At 73.0% G+C, this 13,422-nt stretch carries 12 protein-coding genes; all 12 read right to left on the bottom strand.

The genetic code is table 11. From position 1 onward, the window contains the following. Positions 1 to 85: 85 nt before the first annotated feature. The 12 genes from NQ707_RS03685 to NQ707_RS03630 all read right to left on the bottom strand — a co-directional run bounded on the left by NQ707_RS03685 (position 86) and on the right by NQ707_RS03630 (position 13,351). A complete protein-coding gene (locus NQ707_RS03685; protein WP_100464276.1) occupies positions 86 to 580 on the bottom strand; it encodes a DUF2505 domain-containing protein in 495 nt (164 codons plus the stop codon). A 22-nt stretch (positions 581 to 602) separates the two neighbouring features. Next, positions 603 to 2,111, bottom strand: coding sequence for a sugar transferase (locus NQ707_RS03680; protein ID WP_081046146.1), 1,509 nt, complete (start codon positions 2,109 to 2,111; stop codon positions 603 to 605). Then, positions 2,104 to 2,541 carry an adenylyltransferase/cytidyltransferase family protein gene (locus NQ707_RS03675; RefSeq protein ID WP_100464278.1) on the bottom strand — a complete coding sequence of 146 codons (438 nt, stop codon included), beginning with the start codon at positions 2,539 to 2,541 and terminating at the stop codon, positions 2,104 to 2,106. Before NQ707_RS03675 ends, NQ707_RS03680 begins: the two co-directional genes overlap by 8 nt. 10 nt (positions 2,542 to 2,551) lie before the next feature. Beyond that, the gene (locus tag NQ707_RS03670) at positions 2,552 to 3,172 is read right to left on the bottom strand and encodes a glycosyl transferase (RefSeq protein ID WP_100464279.1); all 621 of its coding nucleotides are present in this window, start codon (positions 3,170 to 3,172) and stop codon (positions 2,552 to 2,554) included. Between the two features lie 23 nt (positions 3,173 to 3,195). Further along, positions 3,196 to 3,645: a glycosyltransferase gene (locus NQ707_RS03665; RefSeq protein WP_055684360.1), complete on the bottom strand. Its 450-nt coding sequence runs from the start codon at positions 3,643 to 3,645 to the stop codon at positions 3,196 to 3,198. Positions 3,646 to 3,687: 42 nt separating this feature from the next. Beyond that, positions 3,688 to 4,803, bottom strand: coding sequence for a hypothetical protein (locus NQ707_RS03660; protein ID WP_055684361.1), 1,116 nt, complete (start codon positions 4,801 to 4,803; stop codon positions 3,688 to 3,690). Between the two features lie 62 nt (positions 4,804 to 4,865). Continuing rightward, a complete protein-coding gene (locus NQ707_RS03655; RefSeq protein WP_055684362.1) occupies positions 4,866 to 6,359 on the bottom strand; it encodes a lipopolysaccharide biosynthesis protein in 1,494 nt (497 codons plus the stop codon). Continuing rightward, on the bottom strand, positions 6,356 to 7,648 hold the full coding sequence (locus NQ707_RS03650; protein ID WP_064724922.1) for an O-antigen ligase: 1,293 nt from the start codon (positions 7,646 to 7,648) through the stop codon (positions 6,356 to 6,358). Before NQ707_RS03650 ends, NQ707_RS03655 begins: the two co-directional genes overlap by 4 nt. 4 nt (positions 7,649 to 7,652) lie before the next feature. Next, positions 7,653 to 8,576 carry a glycosyltransferase family A protein gene (locus tag NQ707_RS03645; RefSeq protein ID WP_055684363.1) on the bottom strand — a complete coding sequence of 308 codons (924 nt, stop codon included), beginning with the start codon at positions 8,574 to 8,576 and terminating at the stop codon, positions 7,653 to 7,655. Beyond that, positions 8,573 to 9,319: a CDP-alcohol phosphatidyltransferase family protein gene (locus tag NQ707_RS03640; protein ID WP_055684364.1), complete on the bottom strand. Its 747-nt coding sequence runs from the start codon at positions 9,317 to 9,319 to the stop codon at positions 8,573 to 8,575. The genes NQ707_RS03645 and NQ707_RS03640 overlap by 4 nt, the downstream gene beginning before the upstream one ends. After that, a complete protein-coding gene (locus NQ707_RS03635) occupies positions 9,316 to 12,516 on the bottom strand; it encodes a fibrinogen-like YCDxxxxGGGW domain-containing protein (RefSeq protein WP_404434835.1) in 3,201 nt (1,066 codons plus the stop codon). Before NQ707_RS03635 ends, NQ707_RS03640 begins: the two co-directional genes overlap by 4 nt. Before the next feature lie 97 nt (positions 12,517 to 12,613). Continuing rightward, positions 12,614 to 13,351, bottom strand: coding sequence for a hypothetical protein (locus tag NQ707_RS03630; protein WP_055684366.1), 738 nt, complete (start codon positions 13,349 to 13,351; stop codon positions 12,614 to 12,616). Positions 13,352 to 13,422: the final 71 nt, after the last annotated feature.

The following is a 13,422-nucleotide window of genomic DNA, read 5'->3' as shown; positions in this document are numbered from 1 at the left end:
CGTGGGGACGGGTGCGGTGCGATGGAACGACGACGGCGCCGCGCGGGTGGGCGTCGGCGCCGTCGTCGTCATACGGGCGAAAAGTCTACTTGTTGATCCAGTGCTCGGCCTCGCGGCTCTGCAGGGTCAGCGCCTTGGCCATGTACGGCTCGGCGGTCTGGGCCAGCTTCTTGCCCACCAGCGGGATGTTGGCCTTGACCTCCCCGTCCAGCTCCACCTGGGTCTTCTCCCCCTGGGCGGAGAGCTTCTGGGTGAGGTTGGCCGAGACGGGCACGGCCCCCGCGGTCACGGAGGTCTCCACGTCCCGAGACCCGTCCGCGGAGGGGGCCTTGAACAGGTCCTTCTGGGTGAGGGTCACCCCGTTCTTGATGAACTTCTGGGCGAAGCCGGGGATCTTGTCCCCGCCCACGGAGCGCACCGTGGTGACGGTGAACGGGCCCGTGAGGTCCCCGTCCACGGAGAAGCTCTCGAACTGCACCCCGGCCTGCTGGCTGACGTGGCGGGCGAAGTCCTCGGAGGCGAAGGCCTCCACGACCTTGCCCACCGGGGCGTTGATGGAGGTGGTCTCGTGAATGCTCATGCCAGGCAGTCTACCCAAGCCCTCAGTACGCGCCGGCCCCGGCGAAGACCGCCTTCACGGTGCGGGCCAGGATCAGCAGGTCCCCGGTCACGGACCAGTTCTCCACGTAGTACAGGTCCAGGCGCACGGACTCCTCCCAGGACAGGTCCGAGCGCCCGCCCACCTGCCACAGGCCCGTGATCCCGGGCTTGACCATGAGCCGCCGGTACATGTCCTGCTCGTAGGCGGCCACCTCCTCCGGCAGCGGGGGGCGCGGACCCACCAGGGACATCTCGCCCACCAGGACGTTCCACAGCTGCGGCAGCTCGTCCAGGGAGAGCTTGCGCATCACCTTCCCCACCCGGGTGATCCGGGGGTCGTCGGCCATCTTGAACAGCACCTCGTTCCCGGCGCCCTCCCGCGCCAGCTGCTGGCGCAGCCGGTCCGCGTCCGGGACCATGGAGCGGAACTTGTGCATCCGGAAGGGGCGGCCCTCCCGGCCGATGCGCTCCTGGTGGAAGAACACCGGGCCGCCGGGGGAGTCCGCCTTGATCAGGAGTCCGAGCAGGAGGAACACGGGGGCCAGGACCAGCAGGCCGAGGGCGCTGAGCACCACGTCCATCCCGCGTTTGACGGCCGCGGTGCCGCCGCCCATGCGCGGGGTGTGCACGTGGACCAGGGGGATCCCGTTCAGCGGCTGCATCTGCAGGCGCGGACCGGCAATGTCCGTCAGCGCCGGGGCCATGGCCAGTCCCACGTGCTCCTGGGCCAGCATCCACCCGAGCCGGCGCAGCTGCCGCGGGGTGAGCAGGTGCCCGGAGGAGATGGCGACGACGTCGGCCCCGCGCTCGCGGACCACGGCCATCACCGCCTCCGGCTCCGGATCCGTGCCCAGCAGCGGCAGGTCCGTGCCGGGCAGCAGGCCGCGCTCCGGCAGCTCGTGTCCGGCGGGGTAGGCCCCCACGGGCGTGTACCCGTAGTTGGAGGCCTCCACGAGGCGCCGGTCCAGGTGGCCGATCGAGGGCAGATCCCCGATGAGCAGGGTCTTGATCCGAGCCCGGCCGCGGCGTCGCCAGGCCACCAGGGCCACCCGGAACATCCAGCGGCTCAGCAGCAGCAGGGCGATGCCCAGGGGCGCGGCCAGGATGACGTAGCCGCGGGCGAGGTCCGTGCGGCTGATGTAGGCCAGCACGGCCAGGGCGGCGAACAGCCACAGGGAGATCCGCACGACCCGCCGGTACTCCTCGCTGCCGGCGCCGAGGATCTTGGCCTGCCGGGCCCCGCCCACGCCGAGGGCCGCCCACCAGACCAGCACGAGCAGCGCCGAGAACAGGGTGTAGGAGATCGTCTCCGCGCCGGCCCCGTCCAGCAGCCGGGTACGGGCCAGCCCGAAGCGCAGCAGCTGGGCCCCGGCCACGGCGGCGATCAGCACCAGCAGATCCGTCACGCTGAGCAGCCGCTCCGCCTTGCGATGCCAGGACATGCGGGCAGTGGTCAGTCCCGGCTGCTCCCCGAGCCCGCGGGGGGAGGCCGTCGGCAGGGTCTCAGGCATTGAATACCTGCGCCTCCCGGCTCAGCAGCTCCAGCGCGGTGCGCAGCTTGGTGCTGGAGGTGTGGCGGGTGTACGGGAAGTACACCACCTCCACGCCGACCTCCGCGAAGCGCCGCTCCAGGTCTCGGCCGCGGTCCGTGCCCTTCCAGTCATCGCCCTTGAAGAACACGTCGAAGTGCAGGTGCTCCCAGGTCTCCAGCTTGTCCTCGACGGTCTCCGGGTGCACCTGGTCCACGTAGCTGATGTGGCTGACGATCTCCATCCGCTCCTCCAGCGGGATGATCGGCGCCCGACCCTTGGTCAGCTCCAGCATCTCGTCGGAGACCACGCCGGCGATCAGGTGGTCGCAGCGCTGCTTGGCCTCCCGCAGGATGTTGAGGTGGCCGATGTGGAACAGGTCGAAGGCTCCGGCGGCGTATCCGATGGTCATGGGGACTCCTTCAGCGGTTCTCGGGAAGCGGGCGGACGGGGCGGGAGAGCAGCTGCATCAGCCGCCGGGGAAAGCGCCGGCGGGGCGGGCTCGGGGCCTCCAGCAGCGTGGTCAGCGAGTCCTCCAGCTTGCGGGCGGCCTGCTCCGGTTGGGGCAGGCGCGGGGCCGTGCGGAAGGCCTCGGGCTGGGCCAGGGCCCGGTCCAGGGCGTCGAACAGCTCCTCCCGGGAGGTGGCCATGACGGCCTCGCCCTGCTCGGCCATGATCCGGGTGAACTGGATCTGGTGGTCGTCCACCACCTCGCCCAGGTCCTGGCGCCGGGGCACGGCCACGGGCACGATGCCGGCCTCCCGCGCGTCGAGGATGGAGCCGGGGCCGCCCTGCACGAGCACGGCGGCGGCGCCGCGGTAGGTCTCCAGCAGCTGCTCGCGCGGCATCCGCTCCACCCCGGTGCAGCGCTGCGGCGCCTTCGTGAAGCCGTGCTGGATGTGGCACCGGGTGCCCGGCCGGGCGAGGGCGTAGTCCTCGCACCAGTCCAGGAGCCGGTCGAAGGGGTGGTGGTCGGTGCCGAGGGAGACGACGAGGTCGTACTCCCGCACGGCGGGATCGGTCACGGGTTCTGCGGCGGACATGGCAACCTCCTCGGACGGCGCGCTCACAGCACGGCGCCGATGTTGACGGACTCGGGGAACGCCTCCTGCTGCTGGTCCCACTGCACGACGAACAGGTCGCAGAACGGGTAGCACAGGCGGGCGCTGAGCGTGGGCATGGTGATGCGGTCGTAGGCCTCGATGAACACCGTCGGGATGCCCAGCAGGCGGGCGGCGATGAAGTAGGAGACGGAGACCGCGGCGCCGGTGGAGATCACGGCGTCGGGTCGCTCCCGGCGCAGGGAGCGCCAGGCCAGGCGCAGGTTGCGCACGGCGTTGGGCAGGTTCCGGGTGGTGGGGTGGTGCACCCAGTAGGCGGTCTCCCCGCTGAGGGCGGCTTCCACCTCGGGCAGGCGGAAGGTGGCCCACGCTCGGTCGTGGTGCTCCCACAGGGACCTGAGCGCCAGCAGCTGGGCGAGGTGGCCGCCGGCAGAGGCGACGAGCATGAGCTTCATGGTGGTTCTCCTTCGGAGGCGGTGAGGCGGCGGTTCAGCGGATCAGCGGAGCAGGATGACGGCGTCCACCTCCAGGTCCGCGCGGCGGCAGGCGGCGGCCAGGCGCCGCAGGGCGCGACGCCGGGTGGTGGGGCTCAGCGCCAGGATCAGGCGCTGGCTGCGGTCCAGCTCCTCGGCGGTGCGGGCGTCCACCCCCGTCAGGCTCAGGTGGTGCGTCTCGGCCCCGCTGGTCTCCTGGAGGGAATCGGCCACCAGCCACCCGATGGACTCGTCGGCGGGCAGGTTCAGCACGGTCGCGGAGCCCGGCTGCACGCCGGGGCGCAGGCCCCACCGGCGCCACAGCAGCGCGGTCTGCTCCGGCAGGTCCTGCGCGTCGGCTTCCAGGACCTCGGCGTCCAGGATCTGGGCGGCCCGGTCGGGGAAGGCGACCCGGGGATCGGTGCGGTCCCGCACCGCGGCGGCCACCACGCCCAGGAGGAAGCCGCCGATCAGCCCGGCCAGCAGGTAGTAGGCCAGGCCGGGGGAGGAGGAGTGCTCGTCCTGATCGGCCGGGGTGATCACGGCGCCGGCCTGGCGCGGGGCGGCCAGGGCCTGGGCCCGGGCCTCGCGCAGCCGGCGCACCTGCTGCTCGTCCGCCTCGGGGGAGAGTCCGCCGATCTGCTCGTCCAGGTGCCGCACGGCCTCGTCCACGGCCTGGTCCACGTCCTCGGCCCGCTGGTCGAGGTAGGCCTGGGCCAGGGCGTCGGCCATGTCCGCGGCCTGTCCGGCGTCCTCGGCGTGAGCCTCGAAGGTCAGCACGGAAGTGCCGGTGTCCGAGGAGACCGAGACGTGCGAGCGCAGCTGCTGGGTGCCGAAGCGCTTCTCCTGCTCGTGGGCGCGGCGGGCCACCTCCTCGGAGGCGGCGATCTTGCGCTCGGTGGCGATCTCCACCTTCTGGCCGGCCGACGGGGCGGCGGTGACCACGGAGCTCAGCGGATCCACCCGGACCTCCGTGGAGGCGGTGTAGCTGCGCGGGGTCAGCAGACCCAGGAGCAGGGCCAGGAGCAGGACCAGGCCCCAGACGAGGAGCAGGGTGGGCCACCGGCGCAGCACGCGGCGGGCCTGCTCGCCGGCGGTGGGAACGGCCTCGGCGGAGGCGGGAGCGGGGCGGATGGTCATCGGTTCTCCAGGAGGTACGGGGACGGGAGGGTCGGTTCGGGGGTCGGGCATCGGCATTCGGCTCATCCGGTGCGTCGGCGGGCGGAGAGGAAGGCCTCCAGGCCGAGGGGTCGGCGCAGGATCCACAGCAGCGCCAGGTACGCCCCGCACACGGCGACGGCGTGCACGAGCAGCCCCACCAGGCCGGGGCCGAGCAGCAGGCGGACCAGCAGCCCGCCCAGGCCCACCACCCCCAGGGCGAGGCCGGCGGCGGGCAGCAGCTCGGCGGGCCGGGCGCGGATGCCGAGGCGCCGGTGCACCTGCTCGGCGGCCAGACCGCAGTCGATCAGCACGGCGGCGGCCCAGGCCGTAGCCGCCCCGCGCAGCCCCCACAGGGGGACCAGCGTCAGGTTCAGCGCCACGGCCGCGGCCAGCGAGGAGAGCTTGTTGTACAGCTGCCACCGGGAGCGCCCGGCCATCAGCAGCACGGACTGCACGCCGCCGGCGGACATCGCCAGCATCATGGCCGGGCAGATGATCACCAGAGCCTGGGCGCCCAGGGGGAAGCCGGCACCGAAGATCCCGAGGATCCCGGGGCCGAAGAGCATGAGCGTCAGGTAGAACGGCCAGGCGAGCATCACGAGGGCCCGCGTGGTGTCCACGAAGATCCGGCGGGCCCGCTCCAGGGCGTCGGAGGCCAGGGCGGCGCTGATGGCCGGTCCGGTGACCACGCGCGCGGTGTGCTCGACCATGACTCCCACGCGCACGCACCGGTTCACCGCCCCGTAGATCCCGGAGGCGGCCAGGCCCATCACCGCCCCGACCACGATCACGTCCACCCATTCGAGGACGGCCTCCACCAGGGCGGCCACCCCTCGGGCGGAGCTGAAGCTCCAGAAGGAGGCTCGGGTCTCCCGGTGCTCGGAGGCCGGGACCCCGGGCTGGTGGCGGGCGTCGTCCCGGCGCAGGATTCCCAGCACCGGGGGCAGGCCCACGGCCAGCACCACGAGCACGGGCACCGTCCAGGCCGCGGCCAGCAGCCCCATGGACCCGCCCAGCAGGACGGCCGCCCCCACGGCGCCCACGCGCAGGGTGGGCAGCAGTCCGTTCTGCAGGGCGGTGAAGCGCACCACCTGCTGGTCCCCGCGCAGGACGCCGAAGACCAGGGTCATGGCCGCGGCCAGCACGAGGAAGGGCGCGGCGATGCGCACCGCGGTGCGGGTGGCCTCCCCGGCGTCGGGGGCCAGCAGGCTCCACGCCACCCCGGCCAGACCGGTGAGCGCGGACAGCAGCAGGACGGGCCCGGCGGCGAAGCGCACGAGATCGCGCACCGGGGTGCCGCCGGGGCGAGCCGTCTGGGCGGAGACCGTGCGCACCAGGCCGGTGTCCGCGCCGAAGACGCTGAAGGAGGTGGCGATGGTGAACAGGGCCATGATGTTGAAGAAGCTGCCGGCCCCGCGCTCGCCGATCGCGTTGGAGACGATCAGCGAGGCGGCGAAGGCCGCGGCGGCCCCGTACAGGACGAACACCGAGGACAGGGCCCCGGAGCGGGCGAGGGAGGGACGGCGGGTGCTCACAGCGGATCACCGTCCAGACGGGCGCGGCCCAGCAGGGCAGTGAGGAGCAGCAGGGTGATCATCTGCATGGTGTCGAAGGAGTAGAAGACGAACATCAGGCAGCAGGAGACCAGCACGGCGTGCAGCCAGAGGCCGCTGGTGCCCACGGGCCGCGCCCAGCGCAGCACCGCGCCCAGCAGGAACCACAGGAACAGGGCCGCGGCGACGAACCCGTAGCAGAACAGGAGTGTCCAGAGGTAGCCCTGGGTGCCCAGGGAGACGCCGACGGAGGGCTCCATCTGGGTGGTGCCGTGGCCCAGGAGGGGAGATTCCAGGGAGCGCTCCCAGGTGGCCCGGTACAGGGCGCTGCGCCCGCCCGTGGAGTCGCTGTACTCCTGGCGGGCGAGCACGGAGCCCGCGGCGCCGGAGGCGAACAGGGCGATGCCGGCGGCCAGCAGCCCCAGCCCGCCCGCGGCCACCGCGGCCCACCGGCCGCGCAGTCCGGCCCGGATCCAGACGGTCAGCACGCACAGACCCAGCCCGAGGAACATGCCCCGGTTGCTGGAGGCCAGGGCCGGGATCACGGACAGCGCGCCGAGGCCCGCGTACCAGAGGACCACGCGCAGCCGCGCCCCGCGCAGCAGGCGGGCCACCACCACCGGGGTGAGCAGGGCGTAGGCCAGTCCCCAGCTGTTGGCGTAGACGAACGGTGCGGAGGGGCGGATGTAGGGGGCCGGAGCGCCCCACGGCTGCTGGGTCTCGGTCAGGCGGGGAGCGACGTAGTCGTGCACGAGGTCGTTGGACAGCAGCCCGCCGGGCATGATGGCGCCCATCGGGGTGCTCAGGCGCGCCTCGGGGAAGGCCAGGCCCAGGCAGCCCAGCAGCACGCAGGCCGCCCAGAGCCCGGACAGGGCACGCAGCACCGCATCCGGGCCGAGGGTCTCGCGGGCGTTGGCGTAGTACAGCGCGCAGATCCCGGCGTTGAGCACGACGGTGAAGCGCATGCCCCAGCCGATCAGGTCCGTGGCCGAGCCGAGCATCGCCGTCGAGCCCAGCATCCACAGCAGCAGCGCCCCCCAGGCCCACAGGCCGGGCAGCACCCGCAGGTGCCCGCGCAGCAGGAGCAGCGCGAGCATGAGCAGGCACAGGACCGTGGGGGCGAACTGGGACAGCCCCAGCGCCCACAGGACCGGGTAGCCCCAGATCAGACCCAGCAGCGGCCACGCCGGCAGGGCCCGCCCGCCGGCGGCAGGACGGGGGCGGGCAGCGGAGGCCTCGGCGGCGGGGCGCACGGCGGCGGATGCGGTCAAGGGGTCACAGCCCCTTCCCGGTCTTCTCCACCCACCGCACCAGGGTCTCCCCGGAGATGACGCCGGCGGCCACCACCAGGGCGGCCCAAGCGCGCAGCTGGCGGGGATCCCGGCGCAGGGCCGCCCGCGCCCAGGTGCGCGCCCGGCCGCGGTGTCCGGCGGCGGCGTGGCAGAACGCCACCTGCCCGGCGATGCGGGCCAGCCCGCGCGGGCTGGACTCGAACTCCGGGAACTTGCGCAGCAGGTACGTCAGACCGGCGGCCATGTTCTCCCAGCGGCGGGCGAAGAAGGAGGGACGATCCCACAGGACCCGCACCAGGGGAGCGGTGACGCTGAGGATGGGGCCGGTGCGGGCCGTGCGCAGCAGGAAGTCGTAGTCCTCCCCGTAGGAGGCGGGCAGCTCCTCGTCGAAGGGGCCGATGGCCCCGCCGGGCAGCAGGTCCTCCCGCCGGTAGATGGTGGAGGTGGAGTGCAGGGCCGCCACCCGGTCCCGCAGCAGGTCCTCGAACTCGGCGCGGGCGGGGGCGAGCATCCGATGGTCCCGTCCGTCGCTGCGCAGCAGCACCGAGCAGGACACGGCCGCGGCCTCCGGGTGCTCGCGCCACAGCCGCACCTGCGCGTCGAGCTTGCCGGGCAGCCACTCGTCGTCATCGTCGCAGAACCCGATCAGCTCCCCGGTGCCCAGCTGCGCCCCGGTGTTGCGTCCGCCGGCCAGCCCCTGGCGGTGCTGGTTGGCGACGGTGCGCAGGGTGCGCCCGGCGGGCACCGCCACGTCCTCGAGGGGGTCGATGGCGATGTGGTCGTAGGAGACGATCACCTCGACCTCCCCCGGGTAGTCCTGGGCGAGCAGGGAGCGCACGGCCCGGCGCAGCAGCTCCGGACGTCCGATGGTGGCGATCACCGCGGTGACGCGGGGCAGGTTGCTCATGAGGGATCTCCCGGGGTGTTCAGGGACTGGTACTTGCGGCGCATGGACACGGCCACGGTCAGGACGGTCGCGGCCAGCAGCAGGCCGTAGGCGATGACGAACACGGTGCCGAAGCCCCACAGGAGGAAGATCCAGCACAGCGTGCCCGCGTCCATGTGCAGGTTCAGGAAGGAGCGCAGCGTCCCGCCCGAGGAGGGCGCGGCGGTGCGGCGGGTGCGCCGCAGCTGCTCGGCGAGGATCTGACTCATGAAGTGGCCCACCGCCACCACGCAGAACAGCAGCGGCATCCAGGCCGAGCCCCAGCCGTGGCCGGGGAAGTGCTCGGGGTGGCGCAGGAACCCGACGGCCACCGTCAGGTGGATGGCGGGCACGCGCACGGAGTCCACGACGTGGTCCAGCCACTCCCCGCCGGGCGAGGAGGCCCCGGTGACCCGAGCCACCTGGCCGTCGGCGGAGTCCATCGCGTATCCCAGGGCGAACAGCAGGGCCGCGATCACGGCGGTGAGCACCGTGGGATCGGCCAGCAGCAGCACCGCGATGGCCCCGGCGGACAGCAGAGCGGAGACCGCGGTGACCCCGTTGGGGCCGATCCCCAGCGCCACGGCGCCGGCCGCGAAGACCCGGGCCGCCCGGCGGTTGACCCACCGGGTGTAGGCGGGCACGCCGTGCCCGGGCTTCTGGGCGCCGTTGAGGGCTCGGAGGGTCTCGGCGAAGCCGGGACGGTCGGTCTGGGAGCGGCTCATCGGGCGTCCTCCTGATCCTCGGCGGCACCCGCGGGCGCGAGGAGCGCGGCGGTCAGGCCGAAGCTGGAATCCGGGGTGGAGCGGTAGTTGGCGTGGACTTCGGCGCCCAGCACGATCTCCCCCTCCTCCGGCAGATCCTCGGCGGGGATGGTCACGGTGATCGGGCTCTTTCGGGCCGCGCCCGTGCGGGGAGCGGCGGTGGCATAGGAGCTCAGGGTGATCTTCCCGTCGGGCAGGTTCTCCCGGCGCACCTCCTTGCCGTTGACCGTGAGCAGCAGGCCGTCATCGGCCCAGGTCCGCAGCCGGAGATCCCCGTGGCCCTTCTCCAGCCGGACGGTCTTGCGGTAGTAGGTGGTCAGCGGCTTGGAGGCGGCGCGCTCCAGGGTGGTGCCCAGATCCTTCGAGCCCCAGCCCAGGGGAGCGGTGCCCCGGTGCCACCCGTCCTCCTGCGCGGGATCATCGGTGTTCCAGGAGGGATCCGAGGCGGTCTCGGCCTGGCGGTACTCCCACTCGTCGGACTCCTCGACCAGCGCGGTCTCCCGCGGCTGCTCGGTGGCGGAGGGGGTGGGCTCGGCCGTGGTCTGCTCCTCGGGGGAGGCGGAGGCGCTCGGCTCGGGCTCGGCGGAGGCCTGCTCGGAGGCCGAGGGGCTGGGCTGCTCCTCCGGGGAGGCGGAGGTCTGCTCCTCGGGGGTGGGCGTGGGCTCCGGGGTCTGCTCCTCCTCCGGCTTCTGCCCGGCGGCGACGGGAACCAGGGTGGCCGAGTGGTTCTGGGCCGAGTCCATGGCTCGCACCGCGTACCGGGCGCCGTCTCGATGCGAGACCTCCAGGCGGTTCTCCCGGGTGGAGCCGATCACCCTGCCGTCGCGCAGGACCTGGTAGGTGACGTTCTTCTCGGCCACGGGGGCCCAGGTGACGGCGTCGCGCTCACCGGCGGTCACGGCCACGGACTGCGGCACGGCCGGCGGCTGCACATCCCGGGGGGCGAAGCGGACGAATCCGCCGCTCCACTGAGAGGAGCCGGACACGGACACGGAGCGATCCAGGCTGCCCCCGGCCCACAGGACCCCGCGGGAGTCGGTGAAGCTGGACCACACGCCCCAGCCGCCGGGGCCCTTCAGATCCGGGTTGAACTCGGGCAGGTAGCTCCCGGTCTGCTCATCCCAGGCGCCGATCAGGCTGATCTCATCGGCCACATCCCAGGCGGAGTCGTTCTGCGAGTGGTACTGGGCGCCCTGGTAGGTCCAATCCCCGCAGTGGCAGGAGCCGTACAGGGTGCGCCCGGAGGAGGACAGGGACTGGAAGTCCCCGCCGTCGCGGGTGATGTTGGAGCCGGTGCGCTGCAGGGTCCGGGAGTCGTAGCGGTGCAGCATGTGCTCGGTGCCGCCGACCCAGACCTGGCCCTCATCGGTGTCCTGGACGTCGAACTGGAAGCCCCACATGACCTGATCCGGGGAGGCCGGGGTGTAGCTGGGCTTGTAGTTCCACTCCCGGGGCTGCACGGCGTCCGAGGCGTTCACGGCGGCCAGGCGGAAGGCGGAGCTGTCCTTGGAGCGGCTGAAGTACCCGGCGGCGTAGACGCGCTCGCCGTCCGTGCTGGCGCCGATGCCGTTGACCGTGCCGTTGAAGTTGGGGTTCCAGTTCCGGTCCGGCTTCCGGTCGGCGATGCCGATGCGCACCGCGTTGCGCGCCCAGACGGCTGGGGTGTCCGGTCCGGTGGTGTGGGTGAACGCGCCGGCCAGGTACAGGGAGCCCTCGCGCACGTCCATCGCCTTGACCTGCACCACGCCGGTCTTGGTGCGGTTCTCCAGGCGCACGTCCGACCAGGCGGGATCCAGCGCTCCGGTGCGCGGGTCCAGCACGGCGAAGCCCGGACGGTCCTCGCCGTTCACGTGGGTGAACTCCCCGCCGATGGCGAGCTTGCCGTCCACGACGGCCATGGCCTTGACCTGCCCGTCCAGGCGGGGGCGGAACTCCTGCCGGGGAGCGGTGGTGTCCCGGTCCAGACCGGCCAGGTAGGACTGGTCGAAGCTCTCGCCGGCATCGGATCCGCGGTTGAGCTTGGCGAAGTTCCCGCCCACGAAGACGGTGCCGTCCACCTCGGCGAAGGCCTGGACCTGGGTGTTCATCTCCGTGCGGGTGCCGTTGGCGTAGCCGGTGGCGCCCCAGGAGGTCTTCTCCGCGCCGCTGTTGGGCAACTCGCGGCGGTCCGAGGCCGTGTAGGAGCCGTTCTCGGCGGTCTGCAGACCGGCGAGGTCGCTGCTGCGCACCTTGGGGCGCAGGTACATCTGGGTGAAGGGCTGGGCCCAGCCGTTGGTCTCGGACCAGAGGTAGGAGGACGGGTTCTGCCCGACGCCGGAGGAGACGGATCCGGGGCGCACGCTACGGTCGTAGCCGAAGCCGGTCACGTAGCCCTGGTCCTTGGACTCCCGGAAGAGCACCCGGTTGTAGGCGCGGTTGCCGGGCTGGCCGAAGTACTCGGTGGTCTGATCCGCGGTGGGGCGCGAGGTGGAGTAGTCGGAGCCGTACGAGGAGCCGCTGCCGCAGAAGATCTGCCACCAGCTGCAGGAGCTGCCGGAGGAGGGGTTGTCGAAGGAGAAGGAGGTCAGGGGGGTCTGGGAGCGGAAGGTCCAGGTCCAGCGCGGGGAGTACTTGCGCTGCATCCGCACCTCCTGCCACTGGCTGCCGGAGGTGTCCAGGGCCCGCCGCAGGCGGATGCCGTCGGACAGCTCGGTGGGGGCCTGCCCGTTCAGCAGGGCGTCCACGGTGGTGGAGGGCAGCTGGGCGGTGGAGAAGGCGCCGGTGCCGTCCGGGGTCTCCGCGATGTCCTGGGCGGAGCCGGTGCCGGCGTAGGTCTCCTTCCAGTTCTCGCGGCCGCGCCCGATCATGACCCAGCCGCCGCCGTCGGTCTCCTGGTCGCAGTGGAACTGCTGCGGCTGCGGCAGCTGCGGGGTCCACAGCCAGTAGGTCCCGGACTTCGCGGAGGGGTCGTTCTGCTTGATTTCCCAGCAGGAGGCCGCGGCGGTCTCCTGGGAACGGCCATCCGCCTCGGACGGGGCGGCGGTGGCCGGGGCGGCGCCCAGGGGCAGGGCCACCAGCAGGGCGAGGGCTCCGGCGGCGCTCAGGCGCAGGCGGCGGCCAGGGGCCGAGGAGGACTCGGCCGGGTGGTTCCGGCGGCGGCCGGAGAGGAGTCGGGACATGGGGGCCTCGTTTCGGGTGAGGTGGTGTGTGATGGGTGTGCAGCGTGGGGGCCGGGCCGGCGGGCCCGGGGCCCGAGCGCGGTGGCCGGGCTTCGGCTCAGCAGGCGGTGTCCGCTGGCAGGGCGTGTTCGGCGACCATCCAGGTGCCGTCCTGCTGGACGAGGGTGTAGAGATTCAGGACCCGCTCCGGTCCGGAGCCGGTGCCCAGCGTCTTGCCGGCCTGGTCCAGGACCTTCACGTCGCTGGAGTCCAGGCAGACGGCCAGCTGGCGGGCGGGGGCGCCGTCGTGCTCGAGGGTGCGCATCCGGGGCTGCCCGACCACGCGGGGCCGCCCCTCGATGCGCCAGCCGTTGGCCCGCGCCTCACTGAGCTCCGCGAGGGCCTCCTCCAGGGCGGACCCGCTGAGGTGCTGGGCCAGCTCCTGCGCGCCGGGCGCGGATTCCTCCGGGTCCGCTTCCCCAGCGTCCGCGGAGTCCTCGGTCTCCTGGGCCTGCTTCCCGGCGGCCTTCTCCTGGGCGGCCAGGGCGGCGTCCAGGGCCTGGGGTTCGGCGTCCTGCGGGGCGGGGGCGTCGGTGAAGCTGTCCTTGGGGGCCTCGGGATCGGCGATCGCGGTGGCCGGGGCCGAGGGCTGCGGGGAGGCCGAAGCCTGCGCGGACGGGTGGGAGGGATCCGCGGAGGCCGCGGCCGTCTCCGATGCCTCGGCGTCGCCGGCCTCGTGGTCCGCTCCGGTGCGGGCCAGCGCCCACCAGAGACCGAACCCGAGGACCAGGGCCAGGATCAGGACCCCGACCGCGATCCGGCGGGTGCGGGCGACGGGATGGTGGTGCTCCGTCATGGATTCCCCCTGAGAAGACGTGCGATGTGATGCGATGGCCGGCTCCCGGCCGGTCGTGCGGCGGGGAGGGG

Source organism: Rothia sp. BD8, assembly GCF_044878465.1.
Classification (GTDB): domain Bacteria; phylum Actinomycetota; class Actinomycetes; order Actinomycetales; family Micrococcaceae; genus Rothia; species Rothia kristinae.
The sequence above is the reverse complement of the archived record's forward strand: the minus strand, read 5'-3'. Positions and strand labels throughout refer to the sequence as shown.

Coding starts and splice junctions, on each gene's coding strand:
- NQ707_RS03685 (WP_100464276.1), bottom strand. CDS start 580: ATGAGCATTCACGAGACCACCTCCATCAACGCCCCGGTGGGCAAGGTC.
- NQ707_RS03675 (WP_100464278.1), bottom strand. CDS start 2,541: ATGACCATCGGATACGCCGCCGGAGCCTTCGACCTGTTCCACATCGGC.
- NQ707_RS03645 (WP_055684363.1), bottom strand. CDS start 8,576: ATGAGCAACCTGCCCCGCGTCACCGCGGTGATCGCCACCATCGGACGT.
- NQ707_RS03635 (WP_404434835.1), bottom strand. CDS start 12,516: ATGTCCCGACTCCTCTCCGGCCGCCGCCGGAACCACCCGGCCGAGTCC.
- NQ707_RS03680 (WP_081046146.1), bottom strand. CDS start 2,111: ATGCCTGAGACCCTGCCGACGGCCTCCCCCCGCGGGCTCGGGGAGCAG.
- NQ707_RS03665 (WP_055684360.1), bottom strand. CDS start 3,645: ATGAAGCTCATGCTCGTCGCCTCTGCCGGCGGCCACCTCGCCCAGCTG.
- NQ707_RS03660 (WP_055684361.1), bottom strand. CDS start 4,803: ATGACCATCCGCCCCGCTCCCGCCTCCGCCGAGGCCGTTCCCACCGCC.
- NQ707_RS03670 (WP_100464279.1), bottom strand. CDS start 3,172: ATGTCCGCCGCAGAACCCGTGACCGATCCCGCCGTGCGGGAGTACGAC.
- NQ707_RS03630 (WP_055684366.1), bottom strand. CDS start 13,351: ATGACGGAGCACCACCATCCCGTCGCCCGCACCCGCCGGATCGCGGTC.
- NQ707_RS03640 (WP_055684364.1), bottom strand. CDS start 9,319: ATGAGCCGCTCCCAGACCGACCGTCCCGGCTTCGCCGAGACCCTCCGA.